Consider the following 21127-nt stretch of genomic DNA (forward strand, 5'->3'; position numbering starts at 1 on the left):
CGTCACATCATTGTGCCGAGTAGGAAATCGCTACATCGGGAGATGGATGCTGAAACTGATCCAGATCAATACCCAGTCTGGCTCAAAATCTGCAAGGAACACTCAATTTGTGATGACCCAGATTGAGCAATGTCTGCAGGATTCGGCCCTTGAAAATCGTTCTGCTCGCGCACCGCGTACCGTATGAATGAGTGCGTGAGAAGGCGAGGCTCGAATGACTGACTTGGAAAGCTTCATCGTCAGCCAGAACCTAGTTCATTACAAGAAGCTCCTGCGAGAGGAGACGCACCCGAACAAGCGCAGCATATTGCTCTGGTTGCTCGAGAACGAAATTGGGAAACTACCCCCCTCTGCGAAGCGCGTCGAGATGACTAAGATATCCGGCTTTCAATGACCTAACTATATTGGTTCGTCGGTGTGGCAGCCCCCCAAACGCTCACCACGTCACACCGAACGAATTGGGCCGTCGAATGTTGGGTTCGACGGCCTCTTTTTTAAAGAGCGAGGCGGGCGAGCGAAGTTCAGCAGCAATTCTTGTTTGTAGGTAGTCTCTCTGTGGAGTAGCTGATGGCGCCGACGAAGAGCGAGTGGTCGCACACTTATCCTCGTGCCGTATTGCGAGGTATTCTGGCGAATGCTGCAGAGACGCTGCCCGAAGCAAGGCGAACCCCTTCATTGATGGCATGCCTCGCCGAGAAGATTTTGATCCTGGCTGCTGACGGTCAAAAGAACCCGATCGATCTCCGTCGGGTCGCGATCAAGAGGGTGCAGGACTCTTGTCCTGACTGCCGCGCATGCGACGGGTTGCAATTGACTCAAAACAGGGGTGACTCCTCTGCAAGCTGATAGTCTCGTTTCCGCCTGTGGCCCGAAGGCGAAGATCGCAACGGCTATCCGCGCGTCCGTTCGCGGCCAAGATCTGTAATTGGCCCTTTTCCGAAGTAGCGTCTGGCCTCGCGGATGTCCGCTTACTGAGGCATGGGGACTAGACTTGCTCAGGTGAATTCTTCGCGTTGTGACCCGGAACGCACCGGAGGCCGGGCGGGCCGCCTTGTGCTCAATATGGCCGGGCCTCGATGACGTTGATTCTACCCGCTGGCACAACGCGCGTCAGCTCGAAGCCAGATTTGGCAAGCAGGTCAGAGAACTCGTCGCGGGTCCGCTCCCGCCCACCGGGCAAAGCCAACATGTGGAGGTCCATGAATTTTGTCGCCGGTACTTCGTTCGCAGGCGCGATAATTCGCTCGATGAGAACCAACTTCGCCGTCTCCCGCATCGCACGCCGGCACGCCTTCAAAATGGCGATCGCTTCGTCGTCGTCCCAATCGTGGATTACTACCCGCATGACGTAGGCATCTCCGCCTTCAGGTACCGATTCGAAGAAACTTCCGCTCACCATTCGGCAACGGTCGACGACGCCGTGCGCTTCCAGAACCGCCTCGGCTCCGGCAATGACCCCTGGCTGATCAAACAACGTGCCCTGCATCCTGGGATGAGCGGTCAGAATGGCTGCCAGCATTAAACCGCGTCCGCCACCCACATCCACAACATGATGGAAAGCGGAGAAATCATACGCGCCGATAACGGCTTCAGCGCCGCCGCGCGAAAACTCCGTCATAGCGCGATCGAAGACCGCGCTCTCCTCCGGACGTTCGGCGCGATAATTCCAAATGTCCTTACCGTTGAGACTTTGAAAGGCATTCTCGCCGGTTCGAATGCTGTGCAGCAGATGGCCCCATGTGCTCCAAACGTAGGGACTTCCGACGCACTCCGCCCACGCGCCGATCGGTGTCGCGGAGTCAGTGCGCAAACAATCTCCCATTGGTGTCAGCGCAAACCTTCGGTCTTCATCTTCCTCAAAAACGCCCACTGCGGCGAGCGCCCGCAGCAGTCGGTAGAGAGCGCCTGGATGGCTTTGCGTTAAGGGCGCCAACTCCTCTGCCGAACGAGAGTCGCCTTTCAGATGGTCTGCGATACGAAGAGTTGACGCGACATGAATTGCCTGTGTGACCTGGAAGCCGTTGATCAGTCCGAGGAGAGTGAGCCAAGGGTTGGATGTCACGGAAGAACCTCCGTAGGAGAGGAAGCTAAGACGCTAGTTACTGTGCTCGGCGGATGTCCGTTGAACAAGTCTCTCTTATGGCCCTTTTGCGAAGTGGCCGCCGACGCCGGGTCCGTCCGATTAGCGGTGCAGACCGGAAGTGCGCGGGCCGTAGCCAAAACGGCGCTTTTGACCCGTAAGAGACATAGTGCATTGAATTGGCCGGGGCGCTTTGCCTTGCACCCGGCAATGGAAAAGCGAGTGCAGCCCGTGCCACGGCGGCCCCGAATTTTGGGCAAGATGGGGTCTCTCCGGCGATTACCGCTCACATGTCCGCAACAAAGTGCTACGCTCCGCCTTGTCCCAGCGGCGGGGTTAGTCTGGTCGTTCGGAGGGGCTGTGACCGAGCAGCGGGTTCAGAGGCGACTAGCGGCGATCTTGGCCGCCGACGTGGTTGGTTACTCTGCGTTGATGCAACGCGCTGAGGAGGCCACCTACGCCGAGTTCGAGCGGCTCAAGCGAGAATTGATCGAGCCTAGCCTCTCCCGCCACGACGGGCGACTGATCAAGACAACGGGTGATGGCGCGCTCGCCGAATTCGCGAGTCCCTTAGCCGCCGTGAGATGCGCGACTGAGATGCAGGATCATCTCGCCGAGGGGAGCGGTCCATTCAAGCTACGCATCGGGCTCAACCTTGGTGACGTGATCGTTGGGCAGGACGGCGACCTCTATGGCGACGGGATCAACATCGCTGTCCGGCTGGAGGGGATCGCCGATCCGGGCGGCATCCTGATGTCCGAAAAGGTCTATAGCGAAGTCGAAGGCAAGCTGGACGTTGGCTTCGAGGATCGCGGCGAGCAGCAGCTCAAGAACATCGCCAAGCCGGTCCGCGCTTACGCTGTCCGTGCTGGAGCGTCTAGCGCGCTGACCGAGAGACTAAGCGCGGCCCCGCCACTTCCAGCCAAGCCATCCATCGCCGTGCTGCCGTTCGAGAACATGAGCGGCGATCCCGAACAGGAATACTTCGCGGACGGAATGGTTGAGGAGATCACCACCGCGCTTTCGCGGTTCAAATGGTTGTTCGTGATCGCCCGCAATTCCAGCTTTACCTACAAGGGCAAGGCGGTGAACGTGAAGCAGGTCGGGCACGAGCTGGGCGTGCGCTATATCCTTGAGGGGTCTGTGCGCAAGGCTGCCGGGAAAGTTCGCATCGCCGGACAGTTGATCGACGCGATTACAGGGACGCACATCTGGGCGGACAGATTCGAGCGTGATCTGACGGACATTTTCGCTCTCCAAGACGACGTTGCGCTCGCCGTTGTCTCGGCCGTTCAGCCAAAGATGCTTCAAACAGAGATTGCAACGGCTGCGCGGCGGCGACCAGAGAACCTCACTGCCTATGATTTTTTTCTCCGATCCATGCAACAGTATTACCTGACGACCCGCGAAAGTTTGGCCGAGGCGATTAAGCTTGCTCATCGCGCTTTGGAGCTAGACCCGAGGTTCAGCTCTGCAGCGGCTCTGGCAGGTGACTGTCACGCGAGCAACGTCGCTTTAGGCTATGCCAACAATCCCGAGTTCGACGCCAAGGAAGCAATTCGGCTTGCTCGTTTGGCATTGAGCCTCGATGATGGTGATCCGGACACGTTGTCAAGGGTTGCCGTAGTCTCGGCGTGTGTGGTCGGCGATAGTGAAGCCGAAATCGAAATGGCTGACCGGGCGGTCGCGCTCAACCCGAATTCATGGCGCACTTGGAACAATAGAGGCTGGGTCTATACAATGGCGGGGCTGCCCGAAGAGGCTATTCGAAGCTTTGAACGTGCCATTCGCATGAGCCCATTAGACCCGCTGCTGCATATGACGTTTCTGGGCATTGGGCATGCTCTTGTGGGCCTTCGCCGGTTTGACGAGGCGATCATTGTATTGAAGAAAGCCCTTCGTCAGAATCCTTCCTTTATGCCAGCTTGCCGCGGACTGGCGTCTGCCTTCGCCCATCTCGGACGCGACGCTGAGGCGCACGCCGCAGCGGCGCGTGTGCTTGAGATCGATCCAACCTTTACAATATCGGGGCATATCGCCCGGGTCCCCAAAAGCGCAAAGATGTTTATTGAGGGTCTCCGCAAAGCGGGGTTACCCGAATGAACTGTGCTCGCGCGCGACGACGAGGTGATCAATAGAACCCCCTGTTGCTGCGGTGCATGAGTCAGCAATTGGCCCTTCGCGGACCTGAACAGCGGAGCCGGTGATGTCCGCTCACAGTGGCAAAACAGACCATCCATAGACCCGCCGACTTCCGAGTTTGACCCAAAGGCGACTATGCCTACATGAAACAGATACTCATGATCGCCTTCGCAATGAGCGCTACGCCACCGACGACGGCGGCGGCAAAACAGATGCGTGCTAAGATCGAGTAAGGGTCGAAGTGAGGTTGTTCGATCACGACACCCTCGCTTGCTGGGCAGGCGGAATCCAACCGGCTTTCATCACCAAGCGCCGACCAACCAGCTTGGTAATGTCAATAAATTAGCTCGCCTTAGCCCGGAACCGCGTTCCGCTGATGAATACACTTGCGTTCGCAATCCGTTCGCTGGATCCAAGTCCTTGACGCTATGGGTTGAAGCAGGCCAGCGCCCTGCGAAAGGCGGTGTCCTCATTCCTCATCCGCGAGTGTATGACGCGCAGCAACCCCGCCTCGCTGATCGCGCGGTAGGGCCGCCTGCCTCACGGATTGGGGCTGGAAGGGGCGAGCCAGCCCGATGGGCGAGTTCCAATTTACGCCGGTGAAGTGGAAAAGATGACTGCCCAAAAGGGGCACTCCTTTGGAGCCCAGGGGCCGGTCTTAGTGGACTGTGCGCCGCAGCTACGAACCGACGGCCATCGTTCCTTGGCAGAAGTACCGTCCCCCCAATGGGCTCAAGTCAGAAAGTGAACAGCCGACCCCTGGCTGTCTCAACCGCAAGGACACAATGCCGGGCTAGGCTAGACCCGCTTTCTTTGTCTCGGTCTGCGACAAGACGGCATGGCTGACTTTTTCGCATTTTAGGAACGAGGCAAGAACGCTGCGTGTTGGTTGAGAAATGGGCGCGCGAGCCTCGCAATGATCAGTGTGTCAAGGAAAAACCTGGAGTTGATAGCGCTGCAGGAGATCCGGAGCTTTTCGGGCGGCGAACTGGTTATTGCGGTCGAAGTTGAATGCGATGAAGATAACCCGAGCACTATGAATTGGCGTTTGAACGTTACTGCGGCCGACGGCGCCGACATTGACCGCATCGATTATGCTGCCCGGACGACAACCGAAAGATTAAAACGTCGATACGCTCTCCAGCGACACTGAACAACCGCGAGAACGTCTGGAGCCAAGGTTTGCACCAGTAGATAGAAGCAACCGACGCCCAACTTAAGTCAGGAAGACATTCGTATTCGCGCCTACGAGCTTTGGCGTGCTCCGGGCGAGCCAAGCGAGGACGTGGATGCCTTCTGGTATGAAGCCGAGAAGCAGCTTCTGACGGGACGGTCGCAGCCAGATGAGCTGCCGCCCGGCATGACCGACAATTTGCCGGTCTAGAGCGATCAAGACGCGTGGCGATTACGCCACGCGCCTTCGAGCAACGAGCCGTCAACGTTTAGCGGGCGGGCCGCTCTTGTTTCCCGGCAGACCTTTGATATTCGATGAGTCCTGTTGCTGGGTCGACGTGTTCTGACCGACAGTACCTTTTGGAGAGGGGCCGCTTTTGCCACCCGGTGCTCCGGCAATTGCTGCTCCGGAATTTTGAGCGCTAGGTGCTGTTGTCGTGGAATCGGCGCGACCTGAGCTACTGCCCGGCATTTGCGCTGCGGAACCTGGTCTGTCCTGTTCACCGACGTAACCCGACCCACCGGAGTTTTGAGTCTTGATGCCTTTATCGGCTTCGTTTTGCATGTTTGGCGAGGTCTGTTGAGCCACCATTGGCGTCAAGCCAGCGGCAAGAACGATTGCTGCAAGTGCGATTCGACGCATGCTTTCCTCCTCAGGTTGTTTGCTCAACAACGTGAGAAGGACCCGCTGTTTCCTAAGTTCCTGTAATTCTTTGAAGATCGATCGCACCCAAGTTTCACGAGGGCGTCGTTCTGTCCCGGTAGTCTTCGAGTTTCCTGATCGCATTCGCGGCCAGCACGCCGCCACGCGCGAGGTACAGATCAATCACCTTCTGCGCCTTATCGACGCTCCAGCATAGCGCCTCGGCGATCTCCGGCGCCGGCTTCGGCGAGCAGCGTCGCGGCCGTGCCGCGGTTCTCGTGGAAATTAAGGTCCGCCGTTTTGACGTATTCGGCGTTTTTGCCGTTGGCCGCGGTTTCAGCATTGATCGCGTCGACCTTGTCGCAGTCCTCACGCCAGTGCTCGTTGAAATAGCGCTTGGTGTAAGCCCTTCCTGTCGGCGTCAGCATCACCAGCGCGCCGGCCTTCGTTTCTTTAGCTTGTCGAGGTGCGCCTTCAGCTCGGGCGTTGCGGGGATCCGGGACTGGCTGACTGCCGCCATCGAGAGCAGCTGTTGCCCCCATGGGACGCTCACACAATATCTCTCGATATCTCTCGCCAGTTAGCTTGAAAACATAATCTTGCCGGCCAATATCGTCATTGCCGCTAAGGTTCTGATCCATGAAGCGATGGCGCTACGCCAGTATCAGCAGCACGGTTATCGCCGTGGGTCTGGTTTGTGCCGGTGCCCTGGTGGTCGGTCAATCGCACGTGCCATCAGACGCCATAGCGTCATCGGTAACACGTGCTCCGGAGCTTATGGAGCGTGCGTGGCACCTGCCCGTGGCAGCCACATTCCAAAGACACGTTGACTGGCAGTCAAATGGCTCTCGCTGCGGACCTGCAGCTGTTGCGAATGCCTACCGGTCGCTTGGCGAGGCGGCACGGACGGAGGGCAAGGTGTTGGCCGGTACATGGAGCTGCTGGACAGGCGTGTGCATCATGGGTCTCACGCTCGACGAGCTGGCCAAAGTCGCCCAGACCAACACGAGCCGGAAAGTCACGGTCTTACGCGATCTCAGCGAGAACCAGTTTCTGGAGCATCTCCGTCGCGCCAACGATCCGGGCCGACGCTACATCGTGAATTTCGATCGCGCTCGAATTTTTGGTGCTGGTAGCGGACATCACTCCCCAATTGGGGGCTATTTCGAAGCCGAGGACCTCGTTTTCGTGCTCGATGTCAATTTCAACTTCCAGCCATGGCTGGTCGAGCGGAAGCGGCTGTTCGACGCTGTAAATACGCTCGACGGCGATAAGAAGCGGGGGCTGCTGTTGATAGAGTAATATCCCACTGCATGTCGCCTATTGGGCCCATCTGCGACCTCGGGGAATGTTCGCTCTTCAGCCACTGTTGGGGGTTGACCGGACATCAGTCGGCCAGCCGCTCATAATGAGTGCATGCTCTAGGATTGCGGGATGCGCCGCCGCGTGGGACGTGGGTCCGGTAAATGCCAGCGGGCCGTTTACCGCGATTTACGCACGCGGTCGCGTCCCACACAGCCCTCACTTGGAAACGCGCGAGTGGCGCACTCTAGCAAACTAAATTCGAAAATCGTCCGGGTGAAATGCGCCGAAAAGGTGCGGTCTCACGTCCCCGCACTTCAAGGGCCCTTTCGGAGAGCCCGCGAAAGCGCTGACACAAATTTCGAGAGTAGCCGGGATGGCGCACCGCTCCGGCGATCCGGCGCGGCCGATGGGGCGTCGCCATCCAAGTCGGTCAGCCGCTCCACCATGCCTTGCAGTCGCAATGGTAGCGGGGTGAGATCGTCCGTGAGGGTGCCGCGAAGTCGCTCACCAATCTCGTTGCAGATCGCCCGGCGATGATCCGGATGATCTAAATTTGGCGGATGGCCCACGGGCGCGGTCGAAGGGGTATCTGCCATGGCTGCCACCGTTGGCCTTGACGTGCACCGCCTCCTTGCCATGCACGGATATCCTGCCGCCGCCGTAGTAACGTCCGAGATGCCACCTTGATCCCAGCTTCGCGCTGATACCGCTGCTCCGAGCTTCCAAAGGCATTCCGATGCTCTGGCAAGGCGAGGAGTTTGCGGAGAACTATTTTTTGCTCGATTTCGGAATGGGCCGGGTATCGCTGCTGCGGCCCATGCGTTGGGACTTTTTCTACGATGAGTCAGGCCGGCCGATCGTGAGCCTGGTGCGCAGGTTGCTGCGCATTCGGCGGCAGAGAGACCACATTCGTCAAGGCACATACTTCTTCTTCAATGATTGGGATCGGTATCAGCAGTTCGGCATCCTGCTGTTCGCGCGTCACGACGGCGCCCAGTACACCTTGATCGCCACTAATTTCGGCGACACCGACCGGACCGTTCCGTTCTGGTTTCCTAAGGCCGGCAACTACGTCGAAGAGCTGCATGGGGTCGCTCTAGATCTGAAGAATGTTCCTGCGCTGCAGCAGGTCTGGCTGGACATTCCCTCGCACTACGGACGAGTTTGGACGCTGACGTAAGCTCCATCCACGCACGTTTTTCGTCGTCGAGTAAGACTGGCACAACGCCGCTCCGGAGGGACCTGGCGAGGCCGCGGCGGCAGTTGTCGGAGCTTCTCGTTACATGCCGGACGCGATGCCAACTTCGACGATTCGGGGGCGTTTCTCTAACCTGTGAGGCGGCCTCGGCCGATGGCTAAGTTCTGCAGGATCCTGGATACGACGATTATCGTTCCTCCGAACTTGAGGCTCCAGGGTGCCGCCGCGGCATTCCGCTGCCTCGCAGGAACCTTGGACCTGGGCCGCGCTTGCAGGCAAAGCGTTGCGGCCGAGGTCATCCGATCGATCGTTCAGCCGGGAACGGAACCTGGGATTCCCGAATCGCGTTTACGCGGCCGCCGCTCGCCCCGCGTCAGTGATCCGGTATTCGATATCGCCGGATGGAAGCGGTTCGGTTTCCACGAGACCGAGCTCCACCAGCCGGGCCACGATCTCATGGTCGAACATCGGCGGGCTGACCCAGGATTCGCCGAGCAGCTTCCTCAGAAATTCGCGCTCCAGCTCGGTCAGTTCCATGCTCGAACTCCGCTCATCCAAAACTAGGGCCACCGAGGCTTTCAGCCAGGAACGGCGCCATCGTCCTCCCGTTGACTCCAGAAGACAACATTCGGGAGGTCAATATGGCCATGGAAGATCGTGAGACCTTCAGCCTGATCGGAAGCGACAACGTCGAGGGTACGAATGTCTACGGGGCCGACGGCGAAAAGGTCGGCTACATCGAGCGCGTCATGATCGACAAGGTCAGCGGCAAGGTATCGCACGCGGTGCTGAGCTTCGACGGCCTGCTCCGCATCGGCGACGTTCACTATCCGCTGCCTTGGCAGGCGCTGAAGTACGACACCAATCTCTGCGGCTACGTCACCGGCATTACCCAGGACCATCTCCGCAGCGCCCCCAAATACGCCGACGAGAGCAGTTGGAATTGGAGCGATCCCGCGCCGCGCGCTCCGTGAATGCCTACTACGGTGTTCCGGTGGCTTGAGCGGCGGGCCACTCGCGGCCGAACGCACCCGCCGTGGCGGGACAGGATCGGCCCCGGTCGCAAAGGAGACTTGAAAAGTGAGCAATGCCCTTCGTGTTCTCGTGGTCGAGGATGAAGCTCTGATCTGCAGCTTCATCGAGGACGCCTTGTCGGACGGCGGCTTCGAGGCCTGCTCGGTCCATTCGGGAGAGGCGGCGATGTCCACCTTTCGGGACGGCCGGGAGCAGTGTCGGGCGCTGCTGACGGACGTCAACCTGGGTGACGGCATCAGCGGATGGGAGCTGGCGCGGCAAATCAGGGAAATCACGCCTGGGTTTCCTGTGGTCTACATGACGAGCGCCAGCGCGCCAGACTGGAAATCGCAGGGCGTCGATGGCAGCCTCCTGATTGAGAAGCCCTTTGCGCCGGCGCAATTGGCTGCCGCCGTCTCGCAGCTACTGGATACCCGGGCCTAGCCGGGTCGAACCGGGATCGTTGTGAAACTCCGATCCTTCGATCAAGCCCGCAATGGTCGCCGGCGGATCCGCGTAGTGGCGATGCCTTGGCCGTGCATGCTCAACCGGCGCATAGCGAAGAACACGCTCTAGCGGATTGGTGCGCATCGCTTGGTCGTGATGGACATGGAGGACAGCGAATTGCCTAAAGCAGCCATTTTCGATCTCGACGGCACGCTTCTGGACTCGGTAGATCTCCACGCGCTCGCCTGGCAGGAAGCGATGGTGGAATTTGGTCACGACGTCACCTTCGAGCAGGTGCGCAGCCAGATCGGGAAGGGCGGGGATAAGCTCATCCCGGTTTTTCTGTCCGATGAACAGCAGCGAGAACACGGCAAGCATTTGGAGGAGTGGCGCGGCAACCGCTTCAAGTCGACTTATCTACCGCTCATCCGTCCCTTCTCGGCGGTCTCACAACTCCTGCAGCGCGTCCGCGAGGCCGGTCTCCGCATCGCTGTAGCATCCTCGGCGAAGGAGGACGAACTCAAGAAGTACCTCGACATCGCTGCCATCTCCGATCTGGTAGACGTCGCTACGTCCTCCGAAGACGTCGATGAATCCAAACCGGCCCCGGACATCTTCGAAGTCGTGCTGAAGAAGCTTGGCATCAAGGGGTCTGAAGCGGTCGCGATCGGCGACACGCCCTACGATGCTATCGCGGCCCGCAAGGCGGGCGTCTCGGCCATCGGCGTCCTCTGCGGCGGATTCACCGAAAACTCGCTGCGGGAAGCTGGGTGCGTCGAAGTGTACCCCGGTCCAGGCACCCTTTACGCTCGGTTCGGCGATACAGCGCTCACAAAATAGGACCGCGACCGGCGCTCTACGGCTATTCCTGCGGCGGTTGCCCATTGGAGGCGGATACGCCCCCGTCCACCGCTACGTTGGCGCCGGTCATGAAGCTCGCGTCTTCGCTTGCCAGGAACGCAATCACGGCGGCAACTTCCTCTGGTTCGCAGACGCGGCCCAACGGAATCCGCTCGGCGAACTTCGCGAGCAGTTCCTTGTCGTCCATCATGTCTTCCGTAATGCCCGTACGCGTCAGGCTAGGACAGACCGCGTTCACGCGGATGCCCTTCTTGCCGAGGTCCAGGGCAAGGGCGCGCGTCAGATTGACGACGGCGCCCTTCGCCGCGTTGTAGGGGCTCATGCCCCAATCGCCATCGGTCCCGGAGACTGACACCCTGTTCACGATCGAGCCCCTGGTCTTTTCAAGGTGGGCAGTGCCGCGCGGCAGCCATAGAACACGCCGTCGACGTCAGTCGACATTACCGTCCGCCATTTCTTGTCGGTGATGGAAGCGGGGGCGCCCCCTTCATGGACGCCCGCGTTGTTTACGACAACGTCCAGCCGTCCGAAGCGGTCGACAACCGCCGCGACCATTTCGTCGATGGCGCTCGAGTCCGACACGTCGGTGGCTTGGACCATCACCTGGTCGGCGGGCAGACTCTTGGCGACTTCTTCCAGTAAGGCTCTATTGCGGTCGACGAGGGCTGCCTTCGTGGCCTCTGTAACGAAGCGGCGAGCTGTCGCTTCTCCGATGCCGGAAGCTGCTCCTGTGACGATGACGACTTTGCCATTGAACCTGCCAGCGATGCGAGGCGCTCCTGCTGCTTCTAACCCCTGATAACCGTCGTCTCGGCGGTCGAATCCTAACTCTCGACCGAGCTATCTCTTCAGGAACGATGTTCGAGACGATCGATTGTTGGACAAAACCCCGAAACGAAGGATTGGACCCATGGATCTGACCGGCAAAAGGATCGCCATTCTCGCCACGAACGGCTTCGAGCGGGCCGAGTTGGAAGTATCGCAGGATCGCTTGAAGAAGGCTGGCGCAACGGTCGATGTCGTCTCGCTCGCCGCCGGCGAGATCAAAGGCTGGGACAAGAAGGATTGGGGGCGGCCGGTGAAGGTCGACAAGGCGCTCGAGGAGGCATCGGCCCCCGACTACGACGCGATTGTGTTGCCCGGCGGGCAGATCAATCCGGATCTTCTGCGAGTCGAGCCCAAGGCGCTTTTCATCAAGGATATCTTCGATGCCAAGAAGGTCGTCGCGGGCATCTTCTCGAAGGAAAGGTTCGACCGACGCTCGAGTTGGTCGTCGCGGACACGCCAGCTCATCTCAGGCGGAGGAAGAAGCCAGATATAGGCATAGCGCTGATCGATATCGGGACATGAAAGACGTGACGAGTTTGTCGGCGTCAGATTAGGCCATTCCAGGATGGGCTCTGACGTCGCCCGCGAAACGGTTAGTCGTCGTGGTCAATGTCTCTCGGAGAGGTCGGAAGATCCAGCGTGCCGCCTTCACCATGCTCGTGATCGCGGTTCGCACCTCCGTCTTGTCCGCGTCCTTGATGATGGACCCGCGCATCTCGCGCAGTGTCGTTGCGGGGCTCGGGAAGGTGACAGCGACATAAGGGACTCCATGGTTGTTCGATGATGAGGATGGGTGTTTGACGATGAGGTCACCTTGAACATGGAACTTGGGTTGAGCCGTCCAGCGTGAGGTCGCTGGCTGGCCTATCGCCCTGCCGGAGATTTTTGAGAACAGGCGATAAGCTTCGACGACTATTCGGTAGAGCGCCGCGGATTTGGAGCGCGTCCTAGCCAATATCGAAGTCCCGATCGCGTCGCGCCAGGTTTCGTTCCTTCGGTACCTCTCGCGCGTAACTTTTTCGGCCACGCGATCCAACGCGCGGTTTGGATAGTGATAGCTGAGGACGCCATAGATCAGCGCCGTGAGGAGTACAAACGCTCCAAGGAAAAGACGGCTTCGAGACCCGTCTTCCCTTTCGATGACTTTACGCAGCACGTCGTTTTCTGGTCTTGGCCGCCTTTTTGGCGGACCTCGAACGCTCCGATGCCGGCCGCTTGGCCGACGCCGCGCCGCCCAATCTGCCACCTTTGCGGGACGGCGAATGGTCTTCCTCAGTGCCTCGACCCGAGCCGCTCTTCTTCCCGCCGTGGGTCTCCTTGTTTACGGTCGCCCAGGCGCGCCGCTCGGCTTCCTTCTCCGGGACGCCACGGTGTTCATAGCCTTCCTCGATATGCTCGGCCTGTCGCTTCTGCTTGTCGGTGTAACTTGACTTGTCGCCACGAGGCATGACGCTCCTCCCGTCGTTTGGAAATATTCGGTTCAAGATCGGAAAAGCCTGTAGGTTCCATCGGGGTGCGGATACAACGGCCGCCATCGGGGTGCTGGCCGCGATAATGCGGAATGGCTGTCAACATGATTGAGTCGCTATGGTATACGGGGGCATGCGTATTAGCCGCACAGATTTCGCGGATTTTGCCAATTTCGTTGCGTTTCGCCGCGCTCGCGAAGCATCGCAGCTTTCGCCGACCCAATGAACAGCGAACCCGGCAAGGCCGGGCGCGACCGGCATGCCTGCGCATACCGCGATGGAATCAATCCGCTCCAGGATCCCGCGCGCAGATGGACAGAAAGCTCGCTGAGGCCGTCCGATGGCTCGAGCACTCTAGAAGCGGGACCCGGAGGGCTTAGGCGCCGGGCCCCACAACCGTAAGAGCACGTGAGTGCTAACGCCACTCGGTACAACTCCAAGTCTGGCCTTGCTTCGCCTTGACCCATTTCAACTTCGCGTGCGGCACCAGCCGGAAGCGCGCTCGCGACAAAGGGCCTCGACCGCCGGCAAGGCTAGAAGCCGGAATAGTAGTCGTTCACCGCTCTCGCTCGCGTTGGGTCGTCCCAATTCCAGTCGTTATCGTTGCCGTAGTGCGGCGCTCCTTGCAGCCTGTCGGCGCTGAGATTGGTCCGATACCCGCCAAGGTTCGTGTCGTACTTCAGTGACTGCCATGGCAGCGGGTAGTGGTCGTCGCCGATGCCTAAGAACCCGCCGAAGCCGAGAACCGCATACGACACCTGCCCGCTCACCTTGTCGATCATCACGCGCTCGATCGACCCAATCTTCTGGTCACCCGCGCCGTATACCGCCGTGCCTTCGACCTTGTCGCTGCCGATCAGCGTTCCCGTTTCACGTCTTTCCGTTTCCATCGTCGTCCTCCTCCTGAAAAGATTGATGCAAGACAAGTGAGATCGGCAGGTGCTCGTTCCTGCGATTTCTCAGCGCGTGTGGCCGCCGACCTGTTCGCCGCACCGGCGGGAGCACCGCGCTGGCGCGCCGGAATTCACGATATTCGAAGCTGAAACCATCGCGTCCCTGCGCGCGGTCCTCTCCGGCGCGCCGTAAGTCGTCAATCCTACGGTCCCAGCAGAAATTGCAGCACAACGACGCACGCCCCCGCGAGGAGGCACGAAATGGCTTCCAGGGTCCAATTCGGTCTCGTGTGCGGCAGAGTTTGGAAGAGGGGCAACCGCCCGGCCGGGCGCGCGCCTTTCTGCGTGATGTGGTCGGGAGGCCCCACTGCCGTCGCTGCTCGTCGCCTTCATGCTTGGCTATCTGATGGCGCGTCGTTAGCTGGGAGATCGCGGTCGAGCGCAAGAACGTCGAGCAGGGGCGAAGAGCCTCCTGAAAGCAGCGTGCCCAGCAGTTCCGCCGCGAGGAAGCTAAAGGTAATCCCGTTGCCGCCATAGCCGAAGGCGGCAAGGATATTCCTGTAGCCGGGCACAGCGCCAATCAGCGGCAACCCGTCACGGGTGGTATCGAACGCGCCGGACCAGGTGAAGGCCACCTCGGTGGATGCGCGGGGCCAAAGCGCCTTCAGGCGCTCCTTGAGCGCTCTTACCTTTGCCGGCGTCGCGGCAGCGCGAGCTTCGGGATCGATGATGGCATCATCATCTTCGCCACCAAAGATGACGCGGCCATCCGGCGTAGTGCGCGCATAGTGATAGTTGCGGGTCGCTTCCCAGATCAGCGCTTGCTCGGGCCACAGAGCGTTCGGCCGACGTCGGGTCGCGATTGCCCAGCTGGAGGCTGGCTGGTTCGATGTGGAGCCCACAATATTCGGCATCACATAGCCGGTCGCGAGCACGACATGGCGCGCTTCGATCGAAAGCCCGTTTTCAAGGCCGACGGTCACAGTTGACGCCGCGCTGTCGTAGGCAACCGCGTTGGCCTTCAGGAGGCGGGCGCCGCGTTGGAGAGAGACATCAAGTAGGCCACGTGTGAGTCGCACCGGATCGGCGTCGGCTGCGTCCCTTGACAAAAGGGCGCCTGCCCGCGCGATGCCGAAGCGGTTGAGCAGCTCGACACGATCGAGAAACAGTGTCGGCAGATCAGCGCGGCTCCTCAGGGCATATTCATTCCGAACAAGCTTCGGACTGTCATCGACGGCCAAATAAAGCGAAAGACGTGGCCGCATCTGGCAGGCAATTCCGTGATCGGTGACCAGGGCAAGTAAGCCCCGCGCGGCATGGTGGCTAGCCCGATAGCAGCGGACCGCTTTCTCGAAGTTATAGAGCTGCGCGAGTTCAAAGAGAGGACGGTCGGTCTCCCAGAGCAGCATCGCGGTGCTCGCAACTGTGCTGCCGAGGCTGGGAAGCTCGCGATCGATGATGACCACCTGACGACCTTGCCGTGTCAGGCGTTCGGCCACCAGAGCACCCGTTATGCCGGCGCCGATTACCAGAGCATCGCAACGAAAGCTGTCGGCGATAGGCTTTATCGGTGGGGGAGGCAGGGCCGCCCAAGGGGTGCGGGAGCTGCGCAGATCATCTTGCTCGATGTCTTCGTCCTTAAAGATGGAACTCTCCCGAGAGCATAGAAGCAGTTTCGTTAGACCTTTACGGGTCGCAAGGCGGACACGGCTGGTGCATTGATCGGTTGTCCGTTTGGCGCAAAGATCGAGCCGTGGCATGGACAGTCCCAGCAGGTCTCGAAGCTGTTCCAGTGCAGATGACAACCGATATGCGTGCAGCTTGCCGAATGAAGGTGCAGTTCGCCGGCCTTGTCCCTGTAGGCGGCAATCTTTTCGAAGCCCCGCCGTAGGATGGCGCCCTCACCCGGCTCAATCTTCTCAAGGGAGGCAATTTCACCCGGTGCCACATACTCGGCAAGGTTTTGTAGGATGGTCAGGTTCTCGCGCAAGAAATTCCTGGCGGCCGCAAGTGGTGTGCGGCCAGGCGCATATACAGCACTCCAGGGGTTGTGCTCGCCGAGAATAAGGGACGTGTTCAGCATCGCGCCCATCACGCCATGGGTCAGCCCTTGGCCGGAATCCCCCATCGCGAGGTAGATGCGTTCGCTGCCAGGCTCGCGGCCGATGAAGCCGGCATAGTCAATGGTATCGAGAACCTGGCCGGACCAGCGGTGTGTGACCCTGCCAAGGCCCGGGATCAATTCGCGCGCCCAGCTCTCCAATTTGGCAAAGCGCTTCTCGGCGTCATTTGCTTCACCGCTCTTGTGGTCTTCGCCGCCGATAAGGACGACGTCATGATCGTCGGAACCTAGTTGCAGCCGCACATAGTGATAGGGATCCTCGGTATCCCAATAGAGCGCGTCGGGGAGTTCGCCCCGTGCAATCGCGAAAGCGAGCACGTAGGTGCGGTAGGGAGCGACTTTGGAATGCAGTTGATAGCGGTCAGTAATTGAGGCGTTGGTCGCGATCACGGCGTTACCGGCCGTAATCTGCCCTTGTGCGGTTCGGAGCGTAACGTCGCCATCTCCTTGCGCAACCTCTTCGACCGGACTGTTAGCGAAGAAGCGGACGCCGTGGGTCTGGCAAACTGCGGCCACGCCGGCAAGATATTTGAGGGGGTGGAAGGTCGCCTGGCGCGGATAGCGAAGCACATGACGGTTCTCACATCCCTTGAGAGGAACGCCGACCAGCCGATGGACGGGGGCACCGACTTCGCGCACCGCTTCCAGTTCCTCATCGAGCACATCGGCCGGCATGCCGTGGCCCTGGAAGAGATACCCATCGAGACGCCGAAAGTCACAGGCGATGGTTTCGCTCGCCTGGATTTCCTCGATACGATCGACGGCCGCCGCCTGACTTTCGTAGAACAGCTTTGCGATTTCCGGGCCACGCAGCTTCCTGAATTCACTCATCAGATCATCGCAAAGCGGCGCAAGATGCGCCGAGGTGCGCGCCGTCATACCGCTCGCGATGCCCTTACGGTCGATGACAATCACCGACTGATCACGCTTGGAGAGCTCGTAGGCGGTCGACAGACCGGCAATCCCCGAGCCGACAACGGCTACATCGCAATGCACATCACCTTTGAGCGCACTCGCCTCCGGCAATATCTCGGTATCCATCCATAGCGAGGTGCTGACCATGCAAAACTCCGCAAAAAAGCAAAACACCGGCTTGATGCTAGAGTTCCTTCTTGCCACGCGGCCGGCCGCCGCAACTCCGTTCCCCCGCAGCGCGAATCGTCAATCCCGAAGACGCGAGGGGGTCCTTGGGCGGCCGCTGGACGGAGCCGCGGAGGAACAAGGTTCGCAAGCGCGCGTTCCCATGCCTTAAGAACGAGGAGGGAAGCTATGGGATTCTTCACAAAAGACCTCAAAACAATGGATGACTTGCTCCTACACGGCTTGCAGGACATTTATTACTCCGAGCAGCAGATCATAAAGGCGCTCCCGAAAATGATCGAGAAGGCGACCAACCGCGATCTGGTGGCGGGCCTCAAGAACCATTTGGAAGAAACTAACAAGCAGATCGAGCGTCTCGAAAAGGCTTTTGAGAAGCTGGGCAAGGGGCCGAGCGGCACGCAATGTCCCGCTATCGACGGTCTGATCAAAGAAGCGAACGAGACGGCTGGCGAGATCGAAGATAAGACGGTGCTTGACGCGGCGATTGTCGCGAACGCGCAGGCCGTCGAGCATTACGAGATATGCCGTTACGGTACGCTGATTGCCTGGGCGGAAGAACTTGGCCACGACGATATCGTGCGATTTTTGACCACAAATCTGAACGAAGAGAAGGCGGCGAACACCAAGCTCAATACCGTCGCACTGCGCAAGGGCGTCAACAAGAAAGCGTCCACCGCCGCGTGATGTCAGCAGGGGGCCTGACCGACACGCGATTTCGTCGGGCCGGTCCCCGTTGTCGGTGCGAAATGCGTGATCGACTGTTGCGATGACCGATCTGACGAAATTGCCGAGTTGGGCCGACGACGATAATATCTTCGCCGTGGTCGAGACGCCGCGGGGCAGCTCGTGCAAACTTGATTTCGATCCCAAGCTTGGCGTTTTTGCCCTGGCGAAGCCGCTGATGGCAGGTCTGACCTATCCCTACGACTGGGGCTTCATTCCCTCGACGAAAGCCGAGGACGGCGATCCGCTGGATGTGCTGATCCTGCATGACGCGCAGACATACCCCGGTGTCGTGCTGCGCTGTCGTCCAGTTGGCATTCTTGAGGTCGAACAGAAAAGCAAGGGCAAGAAGGAACGAAACGACCGCGTGTTTGCGGTGCCTGACCGATCACCGCTCGAAACGGATATCAAGGACGTCCGCAAACTGCCTTCCCGCGCGCGCGACGACCTTGAACAATTCTTTCGGGCGACGAATGCGCTTGAGAACAAGGAGCTGGAATTTCTCGGATGGCATGGTCCACGCCGGGCGGCTAAAGCAATCCGGCGTCTGGCCCGCTAGAGGCGTAGGCTTGCTGAACGCAGTCTGATACTGGCTGCAGTCAGGGCTCGTCCGAATCCTTTGTGTGCTTCCCGCCTCTTTGGAAGCGCTGAGCGCCCCAGCGCGCCTCTTATATTCCTCAGCCAGCGCCTCGATCTTCGCGGCCGCATCTCGATCATTAATGGATGCGGCCACCCCAGCGTTCGCGCGCTGGGGATTTTGCATCTGCGTGGGGCGAACCACGCCGACGGGCCTATCACGTCGTACTCGTCGAGTCGGTCCCTTATCGGGTCTCCGTCCAATGGCGGCCTTGGCGGCCGCTTCTTGAAATGCCCGCGGATCGGCAGCGGGATCAAGAGACGCTTGCACATCTGATGGAGGGCGTACTCTGAAAGTGGCTTGCTCCAGAGCAGATCGCGGTGCGGCCCGCTCAATTCCTCGATGTCGGTTTCCAGCCATAGGACTGGCGCGGAATTTGGCCAGTGACGTCGATGTCCTTCTCGTCAGAGAGGCGCCAGGCCGCCACTCCAAAGCAGACGGTCAAAATTACCGCGGTAACTAGCAGAAGCGTCGACAGAAACTGGCTCACTCCTACACCCCGGAACGTGGCGCGTGGCTGAGCCACCATGAACTGTCGATTCGGAAAATACAGAAGCGTTGACCTAATGGCAGAATGTCCCCAAGCTTCTGCGAGGGAGAGCGCATGTTGCTCGTGAGTTGCACCGTTAGCCGACGATAACGATGGATATTGTTTCGGTGCGCGCGAAAAGTGCGTCGAACATCATGTTGGCCCATCGCGTCGGTTAGTCCGATGCAGCGGTTTGTCTGGAGTTGGAGGCAAAGCTTCGACACGCGCCTGCGCACCGATGTTCCGAAGATCGCGCGGAGGCTGATCCCATGCCGGAAGAACCGGAGCAATCAGTGGGAGAGGCGATGGCCTCGATGCCTGCAGCACCGCCGTCCGACGCCAAGAAAGAGCCGCCGGCGCGCAAACGCGCAGAAGTCCGCCCGCAGGCGAAGCGGTGGACGAAAATCCGTGAGGAGGCCAGCCGAACCACGGCTGGCGTTCGGCCGGCACGACTTCTTCACCGGCGGATGGTGGTGACCTGCAATATCCTGCTCCACGAAGGCCGCGCCCGTTCGGAGCGCGGCCTGACGGGGGCCTCAAGGGACGGCGCCGTATCACCAGTGGTGATGATGCCAGTGGTGCCGCACGACCGGATAGGCGCCGCGGTAATAGGCGTAGGCGGGCCGGACGACGCGGCGGTACCGGTAGCCATAGGACACCGGCGCGGTGTAGTAGGTCGTGGCGTAGCCGCCGCCCCAGCGGTAGGGCGCATCGTACCCATAGTCATAGGCGTAGGGTCCGCCATAGTATCCGGCGCCGTAGTAGCCCGGACCGTAGTCGTAGTAGCCCGGCCCCCAGGCATACGCCGAGGAGGCAAGCCCGCCGATCACCGCGCCGGCGATCAGGCCGCCGGCTATACCCGGTCCCCAGCCACCTCGCCAATGAGCCTCGGCGGGCGACGTCGCCGCGATCGAGCCGAGACCGAGAGCGCCGACCGTCGCCGCCACCATTGCAATCTTCTTCATCGGATTCCTCCTCTCCACGTTTCTGGCCCGGCCAGACAACGGGAAAAATAGGCAATGGTTGCTGGTTGCCCCGGTGCCGAGGGGCAATGGTGCTCGGCGCCGGGACGTCGTCACTTGAGAGTTTCGAGCTTGGAACACAAACATTTCGACCGAAGACCGGTTCAATCCGCGTGCGGTGCGGCGACTTTTCGGAGCTTGCCGAGCTGGACTTCGAGTGTAGACTTGGCCAGATATTGGGGCGCTTAACACTGTTGATTTCGGCGCCCCCGCGATTGCGCTACGATTATTTCTCCTTTTGGGGCCTCCCATGTTCTATCCGGCAACGACCGCGCTTCTGCGCGCCGTTCTCGACGAAGTCTGCGCAGACGTCTCGCGCTATGAGACCGGCGCACGCAGCTTCGTGGCATCCAGGATTCTGGAAGCCGCCACGAACGGCGACACTTCGCGCGAGAGACTAAAGCAGGTCGGCTGCGAGGCTCTCCACGACGCACCGACGATGTGGCGGTAGCGGAAGGGAGCCGGGGCGTGAACTTCCAGGTCACCGTGCTCAAGATCCTCGTGAGCTATCCCGATGGATTCGCAGTCATGGCGGACCTCAAGCGCGACATGGCGATCCTTGCGACGAGCGGACGTGACTGGGTAGAGCGCACCAAGCGCCTGGCCGCGCGCGTGCCGGATCTGGATATCTTCTCGCAAGGACTGGTCGAGCGACTGAACGGTGGCTGGCGCATAACCGAGAAGGGCCGGGTAGTGCTGGAATTCATGGAAGCGCGGCCTCGCGAACTGGAGCCCACAAGCGAAGGCCTCGGAGCCGAACCTTCATCTCTAGCCCCCGCGCCCCGACCTCACGCCTCCACAACGTCCGGCCGAAGCAACCGACTGCAACGCCGCCGAGCCGCCCGCGAGCGGGCGCGAGGGAGGGCCTCCTGACTCCTCCTCGCGGATCTCCGCCGGTATTTCGAGGCTTCGGGAAAAACTAGAAACTTTCCGAACCCTC

At 60.1% G+C, this 21127-nt stretch carries 23 protein-coding genes and 3 pseudogenes; 15 read left to right on the plus strand and 11 right to left on the minus strand.

Features of this window, described 5'->3' with window-relative positions; translation table 11 throughout:
* Nucleotides 1–46: 46 nt before the first annotated feature.
* Nucleotides 47–187, plus strand: a complete 141-nt coding sequence (locus AB5K84_RS07300) for a hypothetical protein (protein ID WP_157839482.1) — start codon at nt 47–49, stop codon at nt 185–187.
* A gap of 380 nt (nt 188–567) precedes the next feature.
* Complete coding sequence (locus tag AB5K84_RS07305; protein WP_131234240.1) at nt 568–846, plus strand: hypothetical protein; 279 nt, start codon at nt 568–570, stop codon at nt 844–846.
* 211 nt (nt 847–1057) lie between these two features.
* Here the strand turns inward: AB5K84_RS07305 and AB5K84_RS07310 are convergent, their stop codons facing one another.
* Nucleotides 1058–2062 (minus strand): methyltransferase, encoded by a 1005-nt coding sequence (locus tag AB5K84_RS07310; RefSeq protein WP_011090392.1) that lies wholly within the window; start codon nt 2060–2062, stop codon nt 1058–1060.
* Nucleotides 2063–2440: 378 nt separating this feature from the next.
* Between AB5K84_RS07310 and AB5K84_RS07315 the strand changes: the two genes are divergently transcribed.
* From AB5K84_RS07315 to AB5K84_RS07325, 3 genes are all read left to right on the plus strand, one after another.
* Entirely contained in the window at nt 2441–4183 is a 1743-nt protein-coding gene (locus tag AB5K84_RS07315; protein WP_011090391.1) for an adenylate/guanylate cyclase domain-containing protein, read from the plus strand.
* Between the two features lie 955 nt (nt 4184–5138).
* Entirely contained in the window at nt 5139–5375 is a 237-nt protein-coding gene (locus tag AB5K84_RS07320; protein ID WP_049832599.1) for a hypothetical protein, read from the plus strand.
* Nucleotides 5376–5453: 78 nt separating this feature from the next.
* A complete protein-coding gene (locus AB5K84_RS07325; protein WP_082901064.1) occupies nt 5454–5606 on the plus strand; it encodes a DUF2934 domain-containing protein in 153 nt (50 codons plus the stop codon).
* A gap of 51 nt (nt 5607–5657) precedes the next feature.
* On the opposite strand, the gene AB5K84_RS07330 is transcribed toward AB5K84_RS07325, so the two are convergent.
* A complete protein-coding gene (locus AB5K84_RS07330) occupies nt 5658–5867 on the minus strand; it encodes a hypothetical protein (RefSeq protein ID WP_082757128.1) in 210 nt (69 codons plus the stop codon).
* A gap of 368 nt (nt 5868–6235) precedes the next feature.
* Nucleotides 6236–6679, minus strand: coding sequence for a hypothetical protein (locus tag AB5K84_RS07335; RefSeq protein WP_236842143.1), 444 nt, complete (start codon nt 6677–6679; stop codon nt 6236–6238).
* Between AB5K84_RS07335 and AB5K84_RS07340 the strand changes: the two genes are divergently transcribed.
* Both AB5K84_RS07340 and AB5K84_RS07345 read left to right on the plus strand, forming a co-directional pair.
* Nucleotides 6678–7340 carry a phytochelatin synthase family protein gene (locus tag AB5K84_RS07340; protein WP_011090390.1) on the plus strand — a complete coding sequence of 221 codons (663 nt, stop codon included), beginning with the start codon at nt 6678–6680 and terminating at the stop codon, nt 7338–7340. The two genes, AB5K84_RS07335 and AB5K84_RS07340, sit on opposite strands and share 2 nt — an antisense overlap.
* Nucleotides 7341–8079: 739 nt before the next feature.
* Nucleotides 8080–8523 (plus strand): hypothetical protein, encoded by a 444-nt coding sequence (locus tag AB5K84_RS07345; protein ID WP_011090388.1) that lies wholly within the window; start codon nt 8080–8082, stop codon nt 8521–8523.
* Between the two features lie 366 nt (nt 8524–8889).
* Here the strand turns inward: AB5K84_RS07345 and AB5K84_RS07350 are convergent, their stop codons facing one another.
* Nucleotides 8890–9078: a hypothetical protein gene (locus AB5K84_RS07350; protein ID WP_039184865.1), complete on the minus strand. Its 189-nt coding sequence runs from the start codon at nt 9076–9078 to the stop codon at nt 8890–8892.
* Between the two features lie 104 nt (nt 9079–9182).
* Here AB5K84_RS07350 and AB5K84_RS07355 point away from each other — a divergent pair.
* From AB5K84_RS07355 to AB5K84_RS07365, 3 genes and pseudogenes are all read left to right on the plus strand, one after another.
* A pseudogene (locus AB5K84_RS07355) lies at nt 9183–9544 on the plus strand (PRC-barrel domain-containing protein).
* A 77-nt stretch (nt 9545–9621) separates the two neighbouring features.
* Nucleotides 9622–9999: a response regulator gene (locus AB5K84_RS07360; protein WP_011090385.1), complete on the plus strand. Its 378-nt coding sequence runs from the start codon at nt 9622–9624 to the stop codon at nt 9997–9999.
* A gap of 159 nt (nt 10000–10158) precedes the next feature.
* Complete coding sequence (locus tag AB5K84_RS07365) at nt 10159–10842, plus strand: HAD family hydrolase (RefSeq protein WP_231166740.1); 684 nt, start codon at nt 10159–10161, stop codon at nt 10840–10842.
* Between the two features lie 22 nt (nt 10843–10864).
* Here the strand turns inward: AB5K84_RS07365 and AB5K84_RS07370 are convergent.
* Nucleotides 10865–11631: pseudogene (locus tag AB5K84_RS07370) on the minus strand (SDR family NAD(P)-dependent oxidoreductase).
* 142 nt (nt 11632–11773) lie between these two features.
* Between AB5K84_RS07370 and AB5K84_RS07375 the strand changes: the two are divergent.
* Nucleotides 11774–12097 (plus strand): annotated as a pseudogene (locus AB5K84_RS07375) (DJ-1/PfpI family protein); the annotation flags it as partial.
* Nucleotides 12098–12241: 144 nt separating this feature from the next.
* Here AB5K84_RS07375 and AB5K84_RS07380 read toward each other — a convergent pair.
* The 5 genes from AB5K84_RS07380 to AB5K84_RS07400 form a co-directional block, all read right to left on the minus strand.
* The gene (locus AB5K84_RS07380) at nt 12242–12847 is read right to left on the minus strand and encodes a hypothetical protein (RefSeq protein ID WP_011090380.1); all 606 of its coding nucleotides are present in this window, start codon (nt 12845–12847) and stop codon (nt 12242–12244) included.
* Nucleotides 12837–13139, minus strand: a complete 303-nt coding sequence (locus AB5K84_RS07385; RefSeq protein ID WP_028154436.1) for a hypothetical protein — start codon at nt 13137–13139, stop codon at nt 12837–12839. The genes AB5K84_RS07380 and AB5K84_RS07385 overlap by 11 nt, the downstream gene beginning before the upstream one ends.
* Before the next feature lie 554 nt (nt 13140–13693).
* On the minus strand, nt 13694–14050 hold the full coding sequence (locus tag AB5K84_RS07390) for a PRC-barrel domain-containing protein (RefSeq protein ID WP_011090378.1): 357 nt from the start codon (nt 14048–14050) through the stop codon (nt 13694–13696).
* Between the two features lie 392 nt (nt 14051–14442).
* Nucleotides 14443–15813 (minus strand): NAD(P)/FAD-dependent oxidoreductase, encoded by a 1371-nt coding sequence (locus AB5K84_RS07395; RefSeq protein WP_011090377.1) that lies wholly within the window; start codon nt 15811–15813, stop codon nt 14443–14445.
* Complete coding sequence (locus tag AB5K84_RS07400) at nt 15732–17237, minus strand: FAD-dependent oxidoreductase (protein WP_028175740.1); 1506 nt, start codon at nt 17235–17237, stop codon at nt 15732–15734. The genes AB5K84_RS07395 and AB5K84_RS07400 overlap by 82 nt, the downstream gene beginning before the upstream one ends.
* Before the next feature lie 207 nt (nt 17238–17444).
* Between AB5K84_RS07400 and AB5K84_RS07405 the strand changes: the two genes are divergently transcribed.
* Complete coding sequence (locus AB5K84_RS07405) at nt 17445–17960, plus strand: YciE/YciF ferroxidase family protein (protein WP_011090375.1); 516 nt, start codon at nt 17445–17447, stop codon at nt 17958–17960.
* A gap of 82 nt (nt 17961–18042) precedes the next feature.
* Nucleotides 18043–18558, plus strand: a complete 516-nt coding sequence (locus tag AB5K84_RS07410; RefSeq protein ID WP_011090374.1) for an inorganic diphosphatase — start codon at nt 18043–18045, stop codon at nt 18556–18558.
* Nucleotides 18559–19719: 1161 nt separating this feature from the next.
* Here the strand turns inward: AB5K84_RS07410 and AB5K84_RS07415 are convergent.
* On the minus strand, nt 19720–20130 hold the full coding sequence (locus AB5K84_RS07415; protein WP_028175741.1) for a hypothetical protein: 411 nt from the start codon (nt 20128–20130) through the stop codon (nt 19720–19722).
* Nucleotides 20131–20437: 307 nt separating this feature from the next.
* On the opposite strand from AB5K84_RS07415, the gene AB5K84_RS07420 reads away from it, so the two are divergent.
* Both AB5K84_RS07420 and AB5K84_RS07425 read left to right on the plus strand, forming a co-directional pair.
* Nucleotides 20438–20638 (plus strand): hypothetical protein, encoded by a 201-nt coding sequence (locus AB5K84_RS07420; RefSeq protein WP_028175742.1) that lies wholly within the window; start codon nt 20438–20440, stop codon nt 20636–20638.
* A 17-nt stretch (nt 20639–20655) separates the two neighbouring features.
* The gene (locus AB5K84_RS07425; protein WP_038967338.1) at nt 20656–21060 is read left to right on the plus strand and encodes a hypothetical protein; all 405 of its coding nucleotides are present in this window, start codon (nt 20656–20658) and stop codon (nt 21058–21060) included.
* Nucleotides 21061–21127 lie beyond the last annotated feature (67 nt).

The sequence above is a fragment of the Bradyrhizobium sp. 1200_D9_N1_1 genome (assembly GCF_052075915.1).
Taxonomy (GTDB): domain Bacteria; phylum Pseudomonadota; class Alphaproteobacteria; order Rhizobiales; family Xanthobacteraceae; genus Bradyrhizobium; species Bradyrhizobium diazoefficiens.

Bases quoted from the DNA above. Each gene is read 5' to 3' on its own strand.
- AB5K84_RS07335 (WP_236842143.1), bottom strand. From the start codon at position 6,679: ATGGATCAGAACCTTAGCGGCAATGACGATATTGGCCGGCAAGATTAT.
- AB5K84_RS07305 (WP_131234240.1), top strand. From the start codon at position 568: ATGGCGCCGACGAAGAGCGAGTGGTCGCACACTTATCCTCGTGCCGTA.
- AB5K84_RS07420 (WP_028175742.1), top strand. From the start codon at position 20,438: ATGTTCTATCCGGCAACGACCGCGCTTCTGCGCGCCGTTCTCGACGAA.
- AB5K84_RS07385 (WP_028154436.1), bottom strand. From the start codon at position 13,139: ATGCCTCGTGGCGACAAGTCAAGTTACACCGACAAGCAGAAGCGACAG.
- AB5K84_RS07390 (WP_011090378.1), bottom strand. From the start codon at position 14,050: ATGGAAACGGAAAGACGTGAAACGGGAACGCTGATCGGCAGCGACAAG.
- AB5K84_RS07350 (WP_039184865.1), bottom strand. From the start codon at position 9,078: ATGGAACTGACCGAGCTGGAGCGCGAATTTCTGAGGAAGCTGCTCGGC.
- AB5K84_RS07400 (WP_028175740.1), bottom strand. From the start codon at position 17,237: ATGGTCAGCACCTCGCTATGGATGGATACCGAGATATTGCCGGAGGCG.
- AB5K84_RS07410 (WP_011090374.1), top strand. From the start codon at position 18,043: ATGACCGATCTGACGAAATTGCCGAGTTGGGCCGACGACGATAATATC.
- AB5K84_RS07330 (WP_082757128.1), bottom strand. From the start codon at position 5,867: ATGCCGGGCAGTAGCTCAGGTCGCGCCGATTCCACGACAACAGCACCT.
- AB5K84_RS07340 (WP_011090390.1), top strand. From the start codon at position 6,678: ATGAAGCGATGGCGCTACGCCAGTATCAGCAGCACGGTTATCGCCGTG.
- AB5K84_RS07320 (WP_049832599.1), top strand. From the start codon at position 5,139: ATGATCAGTGTGTCAAGGAAAAACCTGGAGTTGATAGCGCTGCAGGAG.
- AB5K84_RS07405 (WP_011090375.1), top strand. From the start codon at position 17,445: ATGGGATTCTTCACAAAAGACCTCAAAACAATGGATGACTTGCTCCTA.
- AB5K84_RS07300 (WP_157839482.1), top strand. From the start codon at position 47: ATGCTGAAACTGATCCAGATCAATACCCAGTCTGGCTCAAAATCTGCA.
- AB5K84_RS07365 (WP_231166740.1), top strand. From the start codon at position 10,159: ATGGACATGGAGGACAGCGAATTGCCTAAAGCAGCCATTTTCGATCTC.
- AB5K84_RS07415 (WP_028175741.1), bottom strand. From the start codon at position 20,130: ATGAAGAAGATTGCAATGGTGGCGGCGACGGTCGGCGCTCTCGGTCTC.
- AB5K84_RS07345 (WP_011090388.1), top strand. From the start codon at position 8,080: ATGCTCTGGCAAGGCGAGGAGTTTGCGGAGAACTATTTTTTGCTCGAT.
- AB5K84_RS07395 (WP_011090377.1), bottom strand. From the start codon at position 15,813: ATGCCACGGCTCGATCTTTGCGCCAAACGGACAACCGATCAATGCACC.